Source organism: Kitasatospora sp. SUK 42 (assembly GCF_015776785.2).
GTDB lineage: Bacteria > Actinomycetota > Actinomycetes > Streptomycetales > Streptomycetaceae > Kitasatospora.
The window spans coordinates 501,436-516,951 of record NZ_LFMD02000007.1; the positions used below are offsets into that span (position 1 = coordinate 501,436).

Annotated in this window: 11 protein-coding genes and 2 pseudogenes; all 13 read left to right on the plus strand. The window is 73.8% G+C overall.

Annotated features, from left to right (window positions below; all coding sequences use genetic code 11):
- Window positions 1-64 precede the first annotated feature (64 nt).
- The 13 genes and pseudogenes from RZ50_RS23935 to RZ50_RS23990 all read left to right on the plus strand — a co-directional run bounded on the left by RZ50_RS23935 (window position 65) and on the right by RZ50_RS23990 (window position 15,512).
- The gene (locus RZ50_RS23935; RefSeq protein WP_196952835.1) at window positions 65-1,387 is read left to right on the plus strand and encodes a DUF6271 family protein; all 1,323 of its coding nucleotides are present in this window, start codon (window positions 65-67) and stop codon (window positions 1,385-1,387) included.
- On the plus strand, window positions 1,384-1,881 hold the full coding sequence (locus tag RZ50_RS23940) for a GNAT family N-acetyltransferase (protein WP_196952834.1): 498 nt from the start codon (window positions 1,384-1,386) through the stop codon (window positions 1,879-1,881). Before RZ50_RS23935 ends, RZ50_RS23940 begins: the two co-directional genes overlap by 4 nt.
- Window positions 1,882-2,020: 139 nt before the next feature.
- A complete protein-coding gene (gene adhP, locus RZ50_RS23945; protein ID WP_196952833.1) occupies window positions 2,021-3,034 on the plus strand; it encodes an alcohol dehydrogenase AdhP in 1,014 nt (337 codons plus the stop codon).
- 200 nt (window positions 3,035-3,234) lie between these two features.
- Entirely contained in the window at window positions 3,235-4,323 is a 1,089-nt protein-coding gene (locus tag RZ50_RS23950) for a hypothetical protein (protein WP_196952832.1), read from the plus strand.
- A 247-nt stretch (window positions 4,324-4,570) separates the two neighbouring features.
- Window positions 4,571-6,187: pseudogene (locus tag RZ50_RS23955) on the plus strand (AMP-binding protein); the annotation flags it as partial.
- A 72-nt stretch (window positions 6,188-6,259) separates the two neighbouring features.
- Window positions 6,260-6,604: pseudogene (locus tag RZ50_RS29435) on the plus strand (acyl-CoA thioesterase); the annotation flags it as partial.
- Complete coding sequence (locus RZ50_RS23960; protein ID WP_217680814.1) at window positions 6,601-9,030, plus strand: FAD-dependent monooxygenase; 2,430 nt, start codon at window positions 6,601-6,603, stop codon at window positions 9,028-9,030. The pseudogene RZ50_RS29435 and the gene RZ50_RS23960, both read left to right, overlap by 4 nt.
- 9 nt (window positions 9,031-9,039) lie before the next feature.
- Window positions 9,040-10,053, plus strand: a complete 1,014-nt coding sequence (locus RZ50_RS23965) for a carbon-nitrogen hydrolase family protein (RefSeq protein ID WP_308272149.1) — start codon at window positions 9,040-9,042, stop codon at window positions 10,051-10,053.
- Complete coding sequence (locus RZ50_RS23970; protein ID WP_217680816.1) at window positions 10,050-11,168, plus strand: cupin domain-containing protein; 1,119 nt, start codon at window positions 10,050-10,052, stop codon at window positions 11,166-11,168. Before RZ50_RS23965 ends, RZ50_RS23970 begins: the two co-directional genes overlap by 4 nt.
- A 43-nt stretch (window positions 11,169-11,211) precedes the next feature.
- Window positions 11,212-12,105 carry a fumarylacetoacetate hydrolase family protein gene (locus RZ50_RS23975; RefSeq protein ID WP_217680817.1) on the plus strand — a complete coding sequence of 298 codons (894 nt, stop codon included), beginning with the start codon at window positions 11,212-11,214 and terminating at the stop codon, window positions 12,103-12,105.
- Between the two features lie 101 nt (window positions 12,106-12,206).
- A complete protein-coding gene (locus tag RZ50_RS23980) occupies window positions 12,207-12,965 on the plus strand; it encodes an Asp/Glu racemase (protein ID WP_305853064.1) in 759 nt (252 codons plus the stop codon).
- A gap of 58 nt (window positions 12,966-13,023) precedes the next feature.
- A complete protein-coding gene (locus RZ50_RS23985; protein WP_254803034.1) occupies window positions 13,024-13,899 on the plus strand; it encodes a PaaX family transcriptional regulator C-terminal domain-containing protein in 876 nt (291 codons plus the stop codon).
- Window positions 13,896-15,512: an amidohydrolase gene (locus RZ50_RS23990; RefSeq protein WP_217680818.1), complete on the plus strand. Its 1,617-nt coding sequence runs from the start codon at window positions 13,896-13,898 to the stop codon at window positions 15,510-15,512. The genes RZ50_RS23985 and RZ50_RS23990 overlap by 4 nt, the downstream gene beginning before the upstream one ends.
- The last annotated feature ends 4 nt before the right edge of the window (window positions 15,513-15,516 follow it).

Below are 15,516 nucleotides of genomic sequence, written 5' to 3' on the forward strand. Positions count from 1 at the left end.
GCCTCGGCGCCCTCATCTCGCCGCCGCCACAAGGTTTCTGACGATCCGACGGAGAACCACCGCCATGCAAAGAGTCTGCCTCGCCCTGCCCACCATGCGGCCCTGTCCCGAGACCATCGCGGACCTCGCCGAGGAGGCGGCGTACGCCGTCGCGACCTTCGGGGCCGAGGTGCACCTCCTCATCCTCGACACCACCGACGGCGACGCGTTCGCGCGGAACGCGGGCGCCGTGGCCGCACTGGCCCCCACCCCCGGCGTGGTCGTCCACCACCTCGGCGAGGCGCGGCAGCGGGAGTTCCTGCGCCGGGCGGTCGAGCGCTCCGGCGCCGCCGACCCCGAACTGCTGCTCGACCTGATGCTCCCGCGGGCCGTCGCGTACGGTTCCTGCGTCAACCGGCTCTTCCTGGGCGCGGCCGCCCTGGGCTGCACCTCGACGCACCTGCGCAACGACGACGCCGACTTCCAGGTCCTCGACGGCCAGAAGGTCTTCCCGATCCACCACGAGCTGCTCTCGATCGGTCGGCCGGCCGGCGAGGCGGCGGCCGGCGTGTCCCGCTCCGAGCTCGACCCGGCCGACGCGGACAAGCCGGTGATGCTGGTCTGCGGCTCCTTCATGGGCGAACTCAACGTGGACATCGGCGAGATCCACGAGCTGGACCCGGCCGTCTACCGCGACGTGGTGCGCCTGTGGACCCCGCCGGTGTGGTCGGAGGAGGAGAGGGACGCGATGGTGGACGTCTCCTTCAAGGGCACCGACTCCGAGCCGTTCAGCGCCGACGAGTCCGTCCTCGGCGTGCCCGACATCTGGGACGTCAACATGTGCAACATCGCCCTGGACCACCGGGGCTACGAGGTGCTGCCGCTGCTGCCCTCGATCGAGACCATCGGCTGCGACTACGCCCTCCTGCACTCCCTGGTCCACGCCCGGATGCCGGGCGTCGTCCACAACCGCCACATCGTCAACTACTACACACCCGAGCGCCGCACCGGCGCCGGCTTCATCTCCTACCAGATGCGGTTCGTCAAGTTCCTGCTCTCGATGCTGTACCTGTACCCGGTCTACGGCGGGATGATCGATCTCGGCCGCGGGATGCTGGACGAGCGGCACGGGCTGAGGATCGAACCGATCCTCGACCTGGTGCGGGGCAGCGTCGACTGGGACCGGGCCGGGAACGAGCACTGCCTGGACGTCCTGGACCGCTCCTACCGCAAGCTGGGCGGCAAGTACGCCGAGCTCGCGGACGCGGTGGCCGGGAAGCGGCAGCAGCTCCTGGACGAGGCGCAGGAGGACGCCGAGCGCTGGGCGGTGCTCATCGAGGCCTGGGCGCCGATGGTGGCCGCCGCCCGCGCGGAGGGGCTCGGCGCCGCGGAGGTGCCGGCCGGGTGAGCGAGGACCTCCGGATCCGGCGACTGGCCGACGGCGACTGGGACGCCGTGGTCGCGCTGGAGCACGACGCCTACGCTGCCGACGGCCTGTCGGAGGGCCGGGAGGCGCTGGAGTCCCGCGCCCTCGGCTCGCCGGAGACCTGCTTCGTGCTGGAGCAGCGCGGCACCGTCCGCGGCTACCTGCTGAGCCTGCCGTACCCTCCGCTGCGCTGCCCGGACCTCGCCCGGCCGGAGGAGGGGGCGTACGAGTCGGGCAACCTGCACGTGCACGACCTGGTGATCGCCGAGGACCTGCGCGGCCGGGACGTCGCGCTGGGGTTCATGCGGCACTTCCGGGAGCGGGCGGAGGAGCTGGGCTTCGAGCGGATCTCGATGGTCGCGGTGCGCGGGGCGGACATCCTGCTGCGGCTGCTCGGCTACCGCGCGCACCGCGAGGTCGAGGTCCCCGCGTCCTACGGGCGGCGCGCGGTCTACATGTCGATGTCGATCCGCTGACCTGCGGGAACGCGTCGGACGAAGGCGCACTCTTTCGGCCTAGTTCGGACGGCGAAGATCACCCCATCGGGTGAAGCTGGTGGCGGCTGCGCCCCGCGCGCAGCCGCCGGCAGCACCCGCCCGCCCGAGGGAGAAGCGCATGAAGGCCGCCGTCGTCCACGACTTCACCGCACCGCTGGTCATCGAGGACCGCCCGGTACCGGAGCCGGCCGCGCATCAGGTACGGGTCAGGATCGAGGCCTCCGGCCTCTGCCACACCGACATCCACGCCGCCCGCGGCGACTGGCCGGTCAAGCCGAGCCCGCCCTTCGTCCCCGGCCACGAGGGCGTGGGCATCGTGGAGGCGGTCGGCGGGCAGGTCCGGCACGTCCGGGCGGGCGAGCGGGTCGCCATCCCGTGGCTGGCCGACGCGTGCGGGCGCTGCGACCACTGCGTCTCCGGCTGGGAGACGCTCTGCCTCCAGCAGCACAACAGCGGCTACTCGGTGGACGGTGCCTACGCCGAGTACGCGCTCGCGCACGGCGACTACGTCGTCCCCGTGCCGGACGGCCTCGATCCGATGGACGCCGCGCCGCTGTCCTGTGCGGGCGTCACCACGTACAAGGCGCTCAAGGTCTCGGGCGCCCGCCCGGGCACCCGGGTGCTGGTCTCCGGCATCGGCGGGCTCGGTCACCTCGCGCTGCAGTACGCCCGGGTCTTCGGTGCCGAGACCATCGCCGTCGACGTCACCGACGACAAGCTCGCCCTCGCCCGCCAGCTCGGCGCCGACCACGTGCTGGACGCCCGCACCCAGGACGTCGCCGCCGAGGTGCAGGCGCTCGGCGGCGCCCACGCGGCCATCGCGCTCGCCGTCAGCAACGCCTCCTTCCAGGCCGCGTACGGCGCGCTGCGGCGCGGCGGCACCCTGGTGCTGGTCGCGCTCCCGGCCGGCGGAAAGCTCGAACTCCCGGTCTTCGAGACCGTGTTGAACGGCACCAGGGTGATCGGCTCGATCGTCGGCACCCGGGAGGACCTGGCCGAGGTCTTCCGGCTGCACACCCTCGGCCGCACCCGCGTCATCCGCGAGACCCGGCGGCTGGACGAGGTGAACGCCTGCTTCGACGAGGTGCTGGGCGGCGAGATCTCGGCCCGGCTGGTCTTCGACCTGCGCTGAGCCCCGCCGCCCGCCCGCCCTGGTCGGACAACGGCTGCCGCCCCGTGACGGACGGCACCCGTGCGGCTGCCGGTGATGCCGGTCCGCCGCGACGTCCGGAGGCTGTTGCGGTTGCGTCTCCGTTCCGTCCGGCGGGTGTGCGAAGCGGCCGACGGTCCGGGACCCTGGGGGCAACGACTCGTGCGGTGGGGGGAGTTGTCATGGGGGACGGCAGAGAGTTGACACCCGCCGTGGTGGCGGCACTGGTGCGGCTGGCCCGGGGCGCGGCCGACGGTCCGGAGCAGGCGGTGGCCGAGGTGGTGCGGGCGCGGCTGCGGGCGACACCGGAGGGCGCCCGGGTCGTGGCCTCGGTCGAGGCGAGCCCGGGCGATCCGCGCGGCCGGGAGATCCTCACCGTCGCCGTCGGCCAACTGCTGGACTCCGACCGGGCGTTCGCGCACTACCTGGCCACCACCCAGCTCGGGCGGCCCGCCGATCCGCCGACCGTCCACCTGCGGACGGACGTCGAGCCGAGCATCCTGCACCTGCGGGTCGACCCGAGGAGCACCGACCCGGGCAGCGAACCGGCCACCGGCCCGAGCACCGTCCAGCTCCGCCTGGACCCGCAGGCCGCCGGGGCCCAGGCGGTGGCCACCCGGCGCGGCAACAGCGGCATCGTCCTCGCACTGGCCCTGCTCCTGGTCGCCGTACTGGTCGCCGTCGGGGTCCGCCTGGGCTCACGCCCGCTGCTCCACCCCATAGGCCCCGAACTGGCGCACTCCGCCCGGACCCTGCGCGACCCCGCCCAGGTGCAGGCCGTACTGCCCGACGTACGGGCGATGCCCGGCGGCTGGCAGGTGGAGAGCGGGCCGGTCTCCGGCACCGGCGCGGGGGACGACGTGCCGTGCCTGCTCCCGGGCGCCTGCGATCAGCAACTCGCCTACGCCACCGTGGCGTTCCGTGCCGCCCAGGTGCACAGCGTGCAGTTCACCGTGGTCTCGTTCATCTCGGCCGACGCGGCCGGACGGGCCTTCGGCACGATGCTCGACCACGTCGGCGGCGAGGACTCCGCGGCCGCCGCGACCATCCCGCCGATCGGCGACCAGAGCGCCGCCCGTACGCACGGCGCGGCGGGGGCGGAGGCGCTGGTCCGGGTCGGTTCCACACTGCTGTACGTGCGCGACTCCGGGCCGGGCGCCCCCGCGACGACGCCCGTGCTGACCCTGTTCGCCCGGCTGCTCGCCGCGCGCGCCCAGCAGGCCCAGGACGGCCGCACGCCGGACGCCGACGCCCCCGCCGACCCTGCCTGAGCACTCCCACACCGCCCCGACCCGAGCGCTCCCCCGCCGACCCGACCCGAGCGCTCCCACACCGCCCCAGTCCGAGCCCCCGCGCGGAACACCGCCCCTCCCTCGCCCCGCAGGCCCCACCGGCCCGCGGGGCGTTCTTCCTGCCCGCATGCCCCCCGTCGCCCGAATGCATGTATCGCTCTCTTGACTGGCGTCACGAGCACGCCATACTGGCTTCACTCCCGCTCGCACGATGAGGTGCCCGCCCATGGAGCTCTCCCCCTCAGCGCACGTGGACACGTTCTGTCGCGACCATCTCCCACCCTTCGACCAGTGGCCCGAACTCCTCTTCGATCTCCCGGAGTTGAAGTATCCGGACCGGCTGAACTGCGCCTCCGCCCTGCTCGACGACACCATCACCCGGTTCGGCCCTGACCGCCGCTGCCTGCTCACCCCCACCGAACGGTGGTCCTACGGCGAACTCCGCGACCACGCCGACCGGATCGCCCGCCTGCTGACCGAGGAGCTGGGCCTGACCACCGGCAACCGGGTCCTGCTGCGCGGCCCCAACACGCCCTGGATGGCGGCCTGTTGGCTCGGCGTCCTGAAGGCCGGCCTGGTCGTGGTCACCACCGTGCCACTGCTGCGCGCGGCCGAGCTGACCGAGATCGTCCGGATCGCCCGGCCCGCCCTCGCCCTGTGCGACCACCGCTTCCTCGCCGAGCTCGACCGGGCGGCCGCCGACGCCCCCGACCTGCGCGTCCTCCCCTTCGGCGGCACCGCCCCCGAGGACCTGACCGCCCGCTGCGCCAGCCGGCGCGCCGACTTCACCGCCGTCCCGACCGCCGCCGACGACGTCGCACTGATCGCCTTCACCTCCGGGACCACCGGCCACCCGAAGGCCACCCTGCACTTCCACCGCGACGTGCTCGCCAACGCCGACACCTTCTCCCGCCACCTGCTGCGCCCCACCCCCGACGACCTCTTCGCCGGCACCCCGCCACTCGGCTTCACCTTCGGCCTCGGCGGCCTGCTGGTCTTCCCGCTGCGGGCCGGCGCCGCCAGCCTGCTGCTGGAGCAGGCCACCCCCGAACAGCTGGCCGAACAGGTCGGCCGGCACGGCGTGAGCGTGCTGTTCACCGCCCCGACCGCCTACCGGGCGATCCTGGCCTCCGGTCTCGCCGACCGGCTGGCCGGCGTACGGCGCTGCGTCTCGGCGGGTGAACCGCTGCCCGCCGCCGTCTGGGAGTCCTTCCACGCGGCCACCGGGCAGCGGCTGATCGACGGCCTCGGTGCCACCGAGCTGCTGCACGTGTTCATCTCCGCCGCCGACCAGGACATCCGCCCCGGCTCCACCGGCCGGACCGTCCCCGGCTACCGGGCCGCGATCCTGGACGAGCACGGCGCCCCCGTGCCGGACGGCGAGCCCGGACTGCTCGCGGTCAAGGGCCCGACCGGCTGCCGCTACCTGGACGACGCCCGTCAGCGCGACTACGTCCACGACGGCTGGAACCTCACCGGCGACACCTACGTCCGCGACCGGGACGGCTACTTCTGGTACCAGGCGCGCAACGACGACATGATCGTCTCGGCCGGCTACAACATCGCCGGACCCGAGGTCGAGCAGGCACTCGCCGCCCACCCTGCCGTGGCCGACTGCGCCGTGGTCGGTGCGCCGGACGCCCGGCGCGGCACGGTGGTCAAGGCGTACGTGGTGCTGCGCCCGGGCACCCCGGCCGGACCGGAGACGGTCCAGGCGCTCCAGGAGCACGTCAAACGCACCATCGCGCCGTACAAGTACCCGCGCGCCGTCGAGTTCGTGCCCGTGCTGCCGCGCACCGCGACCGGCAAGCTGCTGCGCGCCGAACTCCGCAGGAGGTCCGCCCTGACCCCCGCCAGCGTGGCCATAGAGCGCCGGGTCGAGTGGTCCGACACCGACGCGGCCGGGCACTACCACTTCTCCGCCGTGCAGCGCTGGGCCGAGGCGGCCGAGGCGACGCTGCTGCGCCGGCTCGGGCTGGCCGACCTGTTCGGGCGGATCCCCCGGGTGCACTTCGAGGCCGACTACCGGGAGCGGCTCTGGTTCGGGGACGTCGTCCGCACCGAGCTGCGGGTGGTCCGGGTCGGCGGTTCCTCGCTGCACTACGCCTTCGAGGTGCACGGCCCGCAGGGCCTGGCCGCCAGCGGCCGGATGTCGGTGGTGCACGCCGCGCCGCGCGCCGGGGGCGCCGAGCCCTGGCCCACGCCGGTGCGCCAGGCGCTGACGGAGGCCGGACCGCAGCCGCCGGAGGTGCTCGCATGACCCCGCAACCACGAGGAACGCAAGGAACACGAGGAACGCGAGGAACACCGGGGACGCCAGGAACTCCGGGAGCCCCGGGACCGCAGCGGATCGCCGTGATCGGCGCAGGCCCGGGCGGCCTCTACTTCGCCGCCCTGGCCAAGCAGCTGGCGCCGCAACGCGAGATCACCGTCTTCGAACGCGACGGCCGGGAGGACGAGTTCGGCTTCGGCGTGGTCTTCTCCGACGAGACGCTGGACGGCATCGCCCAGGCCGACCCCGAGGTCTTCGCCGCGATCAGTGCCGAGTTCGCCCGCTGGAGCGACATCGACATCCGCTACGCCGGCCAGGTCCGCACCAGCGGTGGCCACGGCTTCGCCGCCCTCGACCGCAACCGGCTGCGCGCCATCCTGCAACGGCGCTGCGCCGAGCTGGCCGTGGACGTCCGCTACCGCACGCCCGCCCCGCCCGTCGAGCGGCTCACCGCCGAGTACGACCTGGTGGTGGCCGCCGACGGCATCCACTCCGCCACCCGGGCGACGTACCCGGAGGCCTTCCGCACCGAGCTGGACGTGCGGCACTGCCGCTACATCTGGCTCGCCACCGACCGCGTCTTCGAGGCCTTCACCTTCATCGTCGAGGAGTTCGACTTCGGCGTCCTGCAGGTGCACGCCTACCCGTACAGCGCCACCCGCTCGACCTTCATCGTCGAGATCGCCGAGGACGCCTGGCACCGCTCCGGCTTCGAGGCCCGCGCGGGACACGAGTTGGCGCGCGGCGAGAGCGACACGGAGAGCGTTCGGCGCTGCGAGGAGCTGCTCGCCGGGCACCTGGGCGGCCACCGGCTGATCCCCAACGCCTCCCGCTGGATCCGCTTCACCACGGTGCGGAACGCGAGTTGGCGCCACCGCAACCTCGTGCTGCTCGGCGACGCCGCGCACTCCGCGCACTTCTCGATCGGCTCGGGCACCAAGCTGGCCCTGGAGGACGCGCTGGCGCTGGCCGCCGCCCTGAGTGAACAGCCCACCCTGGACGCGGCGTTGACCGCCTACGAGACCGAAAGGCGGCCCGTCGTGGAGTCCGCCCAGCGGGCCGCGCAGGCCAGCCTGGAGTGGTTCGAGACGATCGGTCGCCGCACCGGGCAGGGTGTCGACCGGTTCGCGTTCAACCTGCTCACCCGCAGTCGCCGGGTCACCTACGGCAACCTGCGCGCCCGCGACGCCGCCTTCGTGGACGCGGTGGACACCGCCGTCGGCGGCTCCCCCGGGGTGCCGCCGATGTTCCGGCCGCTGAAGCTGGGCGCGCTGGAGCTGCGCAACCGCGTGGTGGTGCCCCCGCTAGCCACCTTCACCTCCCCCGACGCGCTGCCAAGCGCCTTCGACCGGGCCCAGCTGACCGGCCACGCGCTCGGCGGCCCCGGCCTGGTGATCGCCGGGATGACGGCCGTCAGCCCCGAGGGCCGGGCCACCGACCGCTGCCCCGGTCTGTGGAGCGACCACCAGGAGGCCGCCTGGTCCGAACTCCTGGACTCCATCCGGGCGGTGAGCGACACCCCGGTGGGCATCCAGCTGACCCACGCCGGACGCCGGGCCGCGACCACCGCCCCCGGGCCGGACGGCATCGGCCGCCCGCTCGCCGGGGGCTGGCCGCTGCTCGCCCCCTCGCCGCTCCCCTGGGACGCCGACAGCCCGACCCCGCACGAGGCCAACGAGGTCCAACTGGAGGCCGTCACCGCCGATTTCGCCGCCTCGGCGGAACGTGCCGCCCGGGCCGGCTTCGACGCCCTGGAGCTCCAGTTCGGCCACGGACACCTGGTCTCCTCCTTCCTCTCCCCGCTCACCAACCACCGCACCGACCACTACGGCGGCCCGCTCTCCCACCGGCTGCTGTTCCCGCTGGAGGTGCTGGCCGCCGTGCGTGCCGTCTGGCCGGCCGGGCGGCCGCTGCTGGTCCGGATCTCGGCCGCCGACTGGGCGCCCGGCGGCACCACCGAGACCGCGGCGGTGGCGATCTGCCAAGCCCTCGCCGAAGCCGGGGCCGACGCGGTGGACGTCTCCACCGGCGAGGTGGTCGCGCACCAGCGGCCTCCGTACGGGCGCGGCTACCAGACGCCCTTCGCCGAACTGGTCCGCGCCGCCACCGGCCTGCCGACCATCGCGGTCGGCGCGATCTCCGGCCACGACGACGCCAACTCCGTGCTGCTGGCCGGCCGGGCCGATCTGGTCGCGATCGGCCGGGCCCAGCTGTACGACCCGCTCTGGACCCTGCACGCCGCCGCCGAGCAGGACTACACCGGCCCGGGCGCCCGCTGGCCCGAACCGTGGCGCGCGGGCAGCCGCCGGCCGCCGGGCCCGGGCGCCGACCGGGTCGCCCCGCGCCTGCACCTGCTGCGCGAACCCGCCCCGCCCGTCCACCGCCGCTGGCGACCGGCCCCCGTCGAGGAGTGAGGAGCCCCCGTGGACCAGCCCCGCGTGAACCAGGCCCCCGTGGACCAGCCCCGCATGAACCTGCCCCGCTTCACCGCCGCCGCCGTCCAGGCCGCACCCGTCTACCTGGACCCGGCCGCCACCGTGGACAAGGCCGTCGCGCTCATCCACGAGGCCGCCGCCCACGGCGCCGGACTGGTGGTCTTCCCCGAGGTCTTCGTGCCCGGCTACCCGTACTGGAACTGGACGATGACCCCGGTGCAGGGCTCGCCCTGGTACGAGCGGCTGTACCGCGCCTCCGTGGACGTCCCCGGGCCGTACGTGGACACCCTGCGCGCCGCCGCCCGGCAGGCCGGGGTGGTGCTGGTGATCGGCGTCAACGAGCGCGGCCGGCACAGCCTCGGGGTGCTGTACAACACGCTGCTGATCATCGGATCGGACGGCGAACTGCTCGGCGTGCACCGCAAGCTGGTTCCGACCTGGGCCGAGAAGCTGACCTGGACCCAGGGCGACGGCAGCTCGCTGAAGGTCCACCGGACGGCCGTCGGCCCGCTCGGCGCGCTCGCCTGCGGCGAGAACACCAACACCCTGGCCCGCTTCGCCCTGCTGGCCCAGGGCGAACTCGTCCACGCCGCGAGCTACATCGCGCTTCCGGTGGCCCCCGAGGACTACGACATGGCGGAGGCGATCGCGCTGCGCGCCGCCGCGCACTGCTTCGAGGGCAAGCTGTTCACCGTGGTCTCCTGCTCCACCATCTCGCCCGAGATGGTGGAGCTGATCGCGGGCGAGGACCAGCAGGTCCGCAAGCTGCTCGCCCGCCCCCGCAACGCGCTCTCCGGCGTCTTCGGCCCGGACGGCCGGGCGGTCACCGAACCGCTGGTGGACGAGGAGGGCATCGTCTACGCCGAGATCGACCTCGGCCGCTGCATCCAGCCCAAGCAGATGCACGACATCATCGGCCACTACAACCGCTTCGACGTGTTCCGACTGCACGTGGACGACCGCCCGCTGCGGCCCCTGGAGTTCCCCGAGGAGCAGGCATGACCAACAACAACGACGACGACCGCATCGGCCGCGCGAGGGTCACCGACAGCCCCGAACTGCTCGCCTACTACAAGGAGTTGGCCGAGCACGAGGCCGGTGCACTGTGGACGGTGGCGAACGAGATCGAGCCCTGGTTCCCGCAGCCGAAGTCCGTCCCGGTGCTCTGGCGCTACGCCGACCTGCGCCCGCTGGTCCGCAAGGCGCTCCCCCTGGTGAAGGCCGACGACGCGGGCCGCCGCGTGGTGATGCTGGTCAACCCCGGCCGCCGCGAACTCAGCGCCGCCGTCGGCCTGTTGTACACCGGCCTCCAGATCATGGGCCCGGGCGAGGCGATGACCGCGCACCGCCACCAGGCCGCCGCGCTGCGCTTCGTCCACGAGGGCACCGGCGCCTGGACCATCGTCGACGGGCAGAAGCTCAAGGTCGGCCCGCGCGACTTCGCGATCACCCCCAACAACACCTGGCACGAGCACGGCAACGAGGCCGACGACAACCCCGTCATCTGGCAGGACGGCCTGGACATCCCGCTGGTCAACACCCTCGACGCCAACTTCTACGAGGTCCACCCGGAGCTGTACCAGCGACCCGGCCCGGTGGTGAACCCCTCGCTGCTCAGCTACGGCGGCAACCTGCTCCCGTACGGCGTCGAGAAGTGGACCCGGCCGTACTCGCCGCTGCTCGGCTGGCCCTGGGAGCCCAGCTACCAGGCGCTGTGCTCACTCGCCCGGGCGAGTGAGGGGTCGCCCTACGACGGCGTGATCATGGAGTACACCAACCCGGTCACCGGCGGCCCGGTCATGCCCACCATGGGCGCCCACCTGCAACTGCTGCGCCCGGGCCAGGCCACCCGCGCCCACCGGCACACCGGCTCGGTCGTCTACACGGCCGCCAAGGGGCACGGGGTCTCGGTGATCGCCGGGCAGCGCTTCGAGTGGCGGCAGGGCGACATCTTCGTCGTGCCGTCCTGGGCCTGGCACGAGCACGCGAACCTCGACCAGGGTGAGGACGCCTGCCTGTTCTCCTTCAACGACTTCCCGGTGATGCACTCGCTCGGCCTCTACCGCGAGGAGGCCCACCCGGACCACGACGGGCACCAGCCCACCACCGCCTCGTAGCACTCCCACCGCCCACGACACCCGCCACCAGGAGACCGGACCCATGCGCCTGCTGACCTACCGCACCGACGGCGACGACACCCCTCGCCTCGGCGCCCTGCTCGACGGAGACCGGGTCGCCGACCTCACCGCACTCGCCACCGCCGCCGGGGCCCGACTGCCCACCGGCCTCCTGGAGTTGATCCGCGCCGGGGAGCCGGCCCTGGCCACCGCCCGCGACCTGCTCGCCGGGGCACGAGACACCAGGCCCCTCGGCGAGGTCACGCTGTGCGCCCCGCTGCGCCCCGGCAAGATCGTCGGCGTCGGCCTCAACTACGTGGAGCACGTGGCCGAATCGCACCGCAGCCTCGACACCGAGCGCGAACTCCCCGACCGACCGGTCCTGTTCAGCAAACCGTCCACCGCCGTCACCGGCCCCGGCCAGCCGATCCTGCACAACGCGGACCTCACCAAACAGCTCGACTGGGAGTGCGAACTCGCGGTGGTGATCGGCGAGCCCGCCTCCCGGGTGGCCGAGGCGGACGCCTGGCGGCACGTGTTCGGCTACAGCATCGTCAACGACGTCAGCGCCCGCGACCAGCGCCGCTCCGGGCAGTGGTTCTTCTCCAAGGGCCAGGACAGCTTCGCCCCCTTCGGCCCGGTCGTGGTGACCGCCGACGAGATCCCCGACCCGCAGCGGCTCGACCTCTCGCTGCGCGTCAACGGCGAGCTGCGGCAGGACTCCAACACCCGGCACATGCTGTTCGGCATCGCCCGGCTGATCGCCGACATCTCCTCCGGGGTCACCCTGGAACCCGGGGACGTGATCGCCACCGGCTCCCCCTCGGGGGTGGGCGCCGGGATGGTCCCGCCGCAGTTCCTGCAGCCCGGAGACCTGGTCGAGGCCACCATCGAACGGATCGGCACGCTCGCCAACCCCGTGATCGACGCCCGCTGAACTCCACCCGGGACGTGCCCGCTGAGCGGCCCCTGGGAAACGTCCCGGAGACGTCCGCCGAACGGCCCCCGGGAAGCGCCCGCCGAGAGGAGCCCGTACCGATGACCACGTACCGGATCGGCCAGATCGTCCCGAGCTCCAACGTCACCATGGAGACCGAGGTCCCCGCCCTGCTGCGGGCCCGCGAGGCGGTCGCCCCCGAACGGTTCACCTTCCACTCCAGCCGGATGCGGATGACCAGGGTCACCCCCGAGCAACTGCGCGCCATGGACGCCGAGTCGGACCGCTGCGCCGCCGAGCTCTCGGACGCCCGGGTCGACGTGATCGGCTACGCCTGCCTGGTCGCCGTGATGGCCACCGGCCCCGGCTACCACCGCGAGGCCGAGCAGCGACTGCACCGCCGGACGGTGGAGAACGGCGCCCCGGCCCCGGTGGTGACCAGTGCCGGAGCCCTGGTCGCCGGCCTGCGCACACTCGGCGCCAGGAAGGTCGCGATGGTCACCCCGTACCTGCGGCCGCTGGCCCGGACGGTGGTCGACTACCTCGGCCACGAGGGCATCGAGGTGCTCGACCACGCGGCCCTGGAGATCGCCGACAACCTCGACGTGGCCGCCCACGACCCGGCCGCGCTGCCCGCGATCGCCCGCGGCCTCGCGTACGCCGAGGCGGACGCCGTGGTGCTCTCGGCCTGCGTGCAGCTGCCCTCGCTGTCCGCCGTCGAGGAGGCCGAGCAGCAGCTCGGCAAGCCGGTGGTCTCGGCCGCCGTCTGCACCGCCCATCAACTGCTGCGGGCGCTCGGCCTGCCCGCCTTCGCCCCCGGCGCCGGGCACCTGCTCTCCGGTGCCTTCGCGGAGGCCTGACGGCATCCCGTTCCGTCGCTATGATCACCACCAGCCGTCGGGGGAGGAGGGCCCGCGCATGTCCCCACGCATGTCCTCACACGTGGCACGCGTGCCGGAGAGCACGCCCCGGCCCAGCTCCCTCATCCACACCGTCTACGGCGAGTTCGTCCGCCGCCTCGGCGGCTGGATATCGATAGCCGACCTGATAGCGCTGATGGCCGAGCTGGACGTCGACGGCCCGGCCGTCCGCTCGGCGACCTCCCGGCTGAAGAAGGCCGGCACGCTGCTCCAGGAGCGCCGTACGGGCACCGGCTACCGGCTGGCCCCGGCGATGAAGCCGGTGTTCGAGGAGGGCGACCGCCGGATCTTCCACAGCCTGGAGCCCGCCGAACTCGCCGACGGCTGGGTGATCGCGGTCTTCTCGGTGCCCGAGTCCGAACGCGCCCACCGCCACCAGCTGCGCTCCCGGCTCAGCTGGCTCGGCTTCGGCAACGCCGCCCCCGGCGTCTGGCTGGCCCCCGCCCGGCTGCTGCCGGACGCCCGGCGCCTGCTGGAGCGCCTCGGGCTGAGCGCCTACGTGCACCTCTTCCTCTCCGCCGAGTACGTCGGCTTCGCCGAACTCCGTACGGCGGTGGCCGACTGGTGGGACCTCCCGGCGATCGAGGCCCAGTACGCGGCCTTCGCCGACACCTGGCGCCCGGTCGCCGAGGAGCTGCGCGGGCAGGACCGGATCGACCCGGTCGAGGCCTTCCGCGACTACGTGCCGATGCTCACCGGATGGCGCCGGCTGCCGTACCTCGACCCCGGGCTGCCCGAGCCGCTGCTGCCCGCCGACTGGAACGCCGTTCCGGCCCGCGCGGTCTTCACCGAGTTGCACGGGCTGCTCGCCGAGCCCAGCCTGCGGTATGTCGAGAAGGTCACCGGACTGTCCCACCACCAGGAGCTCCCATGACCGACGAACCGGCCGACCTGCTGATCCGCGCCGCCGCCGTGCACACCCTGGTCGACGGCGAGCCGCCGCAGCGGGCGGTCGCCGTCACCGGCGGCCGGATCACCGCGCTCTCCCCCGAGCCCGACGGTCTGGACACCCTAGTCGGACCGGGCACCGAGGTGGTGGACGCCCCGTCCGCGACCGTGCTGCCCGCCTTCGACGACACCCACACCCATCTGGTCCTGGCCGGGCACAGCGTCCACGGCGTCCCGGTCCACCGGGCCCGCGACCTCGCCGGGTTCCTCGACCTGATCCGCGAGCGCGCCGCCCGCACCCCCGCCGGGCAGTGGATCCTCACCACGGTCAACTGGCAGGAGGTCCTGCTGGCCGAGCAGCGGATGCCCACCACCGAGGAGCTGGACGGCGCGACCGCCGACCACCCGGTGCTGGTGCGCCGCGGCGCGTACAACCTGGTGCTCAACTCGGCCGCGCTGCGGCTGGCCGGGATCACCGGGGCCACCGAGGCCCCGCCCGGCGGGGTGATCGAGCGCGACGCGCAGGGGCGGCTGACCGGCCGGCTGATCAACCGGGCGACCGAGCTGGTCGAACGGGTGCTGCCGCGTCCGAGCCTCGCCGAGCGGATCGAGGGCCTGCGGGCCGCCTCCGCCGACTACGCCGCCACCGGGATCGGCACCGTCCGCGACTGCCTCGTCCCGGTCGAGGACCTCGACGTGCTCGACGCGGCCCGGGCCCAGGGCGCGCTCGCCGTACGGGTCCGGGCGCTGGTCTCCGGCTTCGCGGCCCGCACGGCCGAGCAGGTGGACGCGCTGCTGGACCGGATGGACGACTGGCGCGCGAGCGGCCGGGACGACGACCGACTGCGGCTGTGGGGCGTCAAGTTCGGCATCGACGGCGGCTTCGAGGCGGGCGCGCTGGAGGAGCCGTACCAGGGGCAGCCCTGCTACCACGGACGACTGCTCTGGGAGCCGACAGAGCTGCTCGCCGCGGTGGACCGGGTGGTCCAACGCGGTTGGCGGGTCGGTGTGCACGCCTGGGGCGACCGCGGCCTGCGGGTGCTGCTGGACGTCTTCGAGCAGGTGCTGAAGCACCGCCCCGGCCTGCCCTCCGGCACGCTGGTGGTCGAGCACGGCGGGCTGGCCCGGGCCGAGCAGCGGGCCCGGGCGGTCGCGCTCGGCATCCCGGTGACGGTGCAGCACCCGCTGCTGCACGACGGCGCGCTCACCCAGCAGCGGGCCTGGGGCGAGGAGCGCACGGCCGCGCTGTTCCCGCTCCGCGAGTGGCTGGACGAGGGCGCGCAGCTCAGCGCGGGATCGGACTTCCCGGTCGGCCCGTACGGTGCGATGGTCTCGGTGTGGGGCATGACCACCCGCGGCACCACCGCCGGGGTGGTCGGCCCGGAGCACGCGATCGAGCGGGCCGAGGCCGTCGCCCTGCACACCGTGAACGCCGCCCGGCTGACCGCCGAGGGCGCCGAGCGCGGCAGTCTGCGCCCCGGTTACCTGGCCGACCTCACGCTGTGGCCGGTGGACCCGCTGAGCTGCCCGGTGGACGCGCTGCGCGAGCTGCGGCCGCTGCGCACCGTGGTCGGCGGCCTTACCGTGCACCGGAGTTGACAGA

Excerpts from the sequence above, each read along its gene's own strand:
- RZ50_RS23935 (WP_196952835.1), top strand. The coding sequence starts at position 65 with ATGCAAAGAGTCTGCCTCGCCCTGCCCACCATGCGGCCCTGTCCCGAG.
- adhP (WP_196952833.1), top strand. The coding sequence starts at position 2,021 with ATGAAGGCCGCCGTCGTCCACGACTTCACCGCACCGCTGGTCATCGAG.
- RZ50_RS23950 (WP_196952832.1), top strand. The coding sequence starts at position 3,235 with ATGGGGGACGGCAGAGAGTTGACACCCGCCGTGGTGGCGGCACTGGTG.
- RZ50_RS23960 (WP_217680814.1), top strand. The coding sequence starts at position 6,601 with ATGACCCCGCAACCACGAGGAACGCAAGGAACACGAGGAACGCGAGGA.
- RZ50_RS23970 (WP_217680816.1), top strand. The coding sequence starts at position 10,050 with ATGACCAACAACAACGACGACGACCGCATCGGCCGCGCGAGGGTCACC.
- RZ50_RS23975 (WP_217680817.1), top strand. The coding sequence starts at position 11,212 with ATGCGCCTGCTGACCTACCGCACCGACGGCGACGACACCCCTCGCCTC.
- RZ50_RS23980 (WP_305853064.1), top strand. The coding sequence starts at position 12,207 with ATGACCACGTACCGGATCGGCCAGATCGTCCCGAGCTCCAACGTCACC.
- RZ50_RS23985 (WP_254803034.1), top strand. The coding sequence starts at position 13,024 with ATGTCCCCACGCATGTCCTCACACGTGGCACGCGTGCCGGAGAGCACG.
- RZ50_RS23990 (WP_217680818.1), top strand. The coding sequence starts at position 13,896 with ATGACCGACGAACCGGCCGACCTGCTGATCCGCGCCGCCGCCGTGCAC.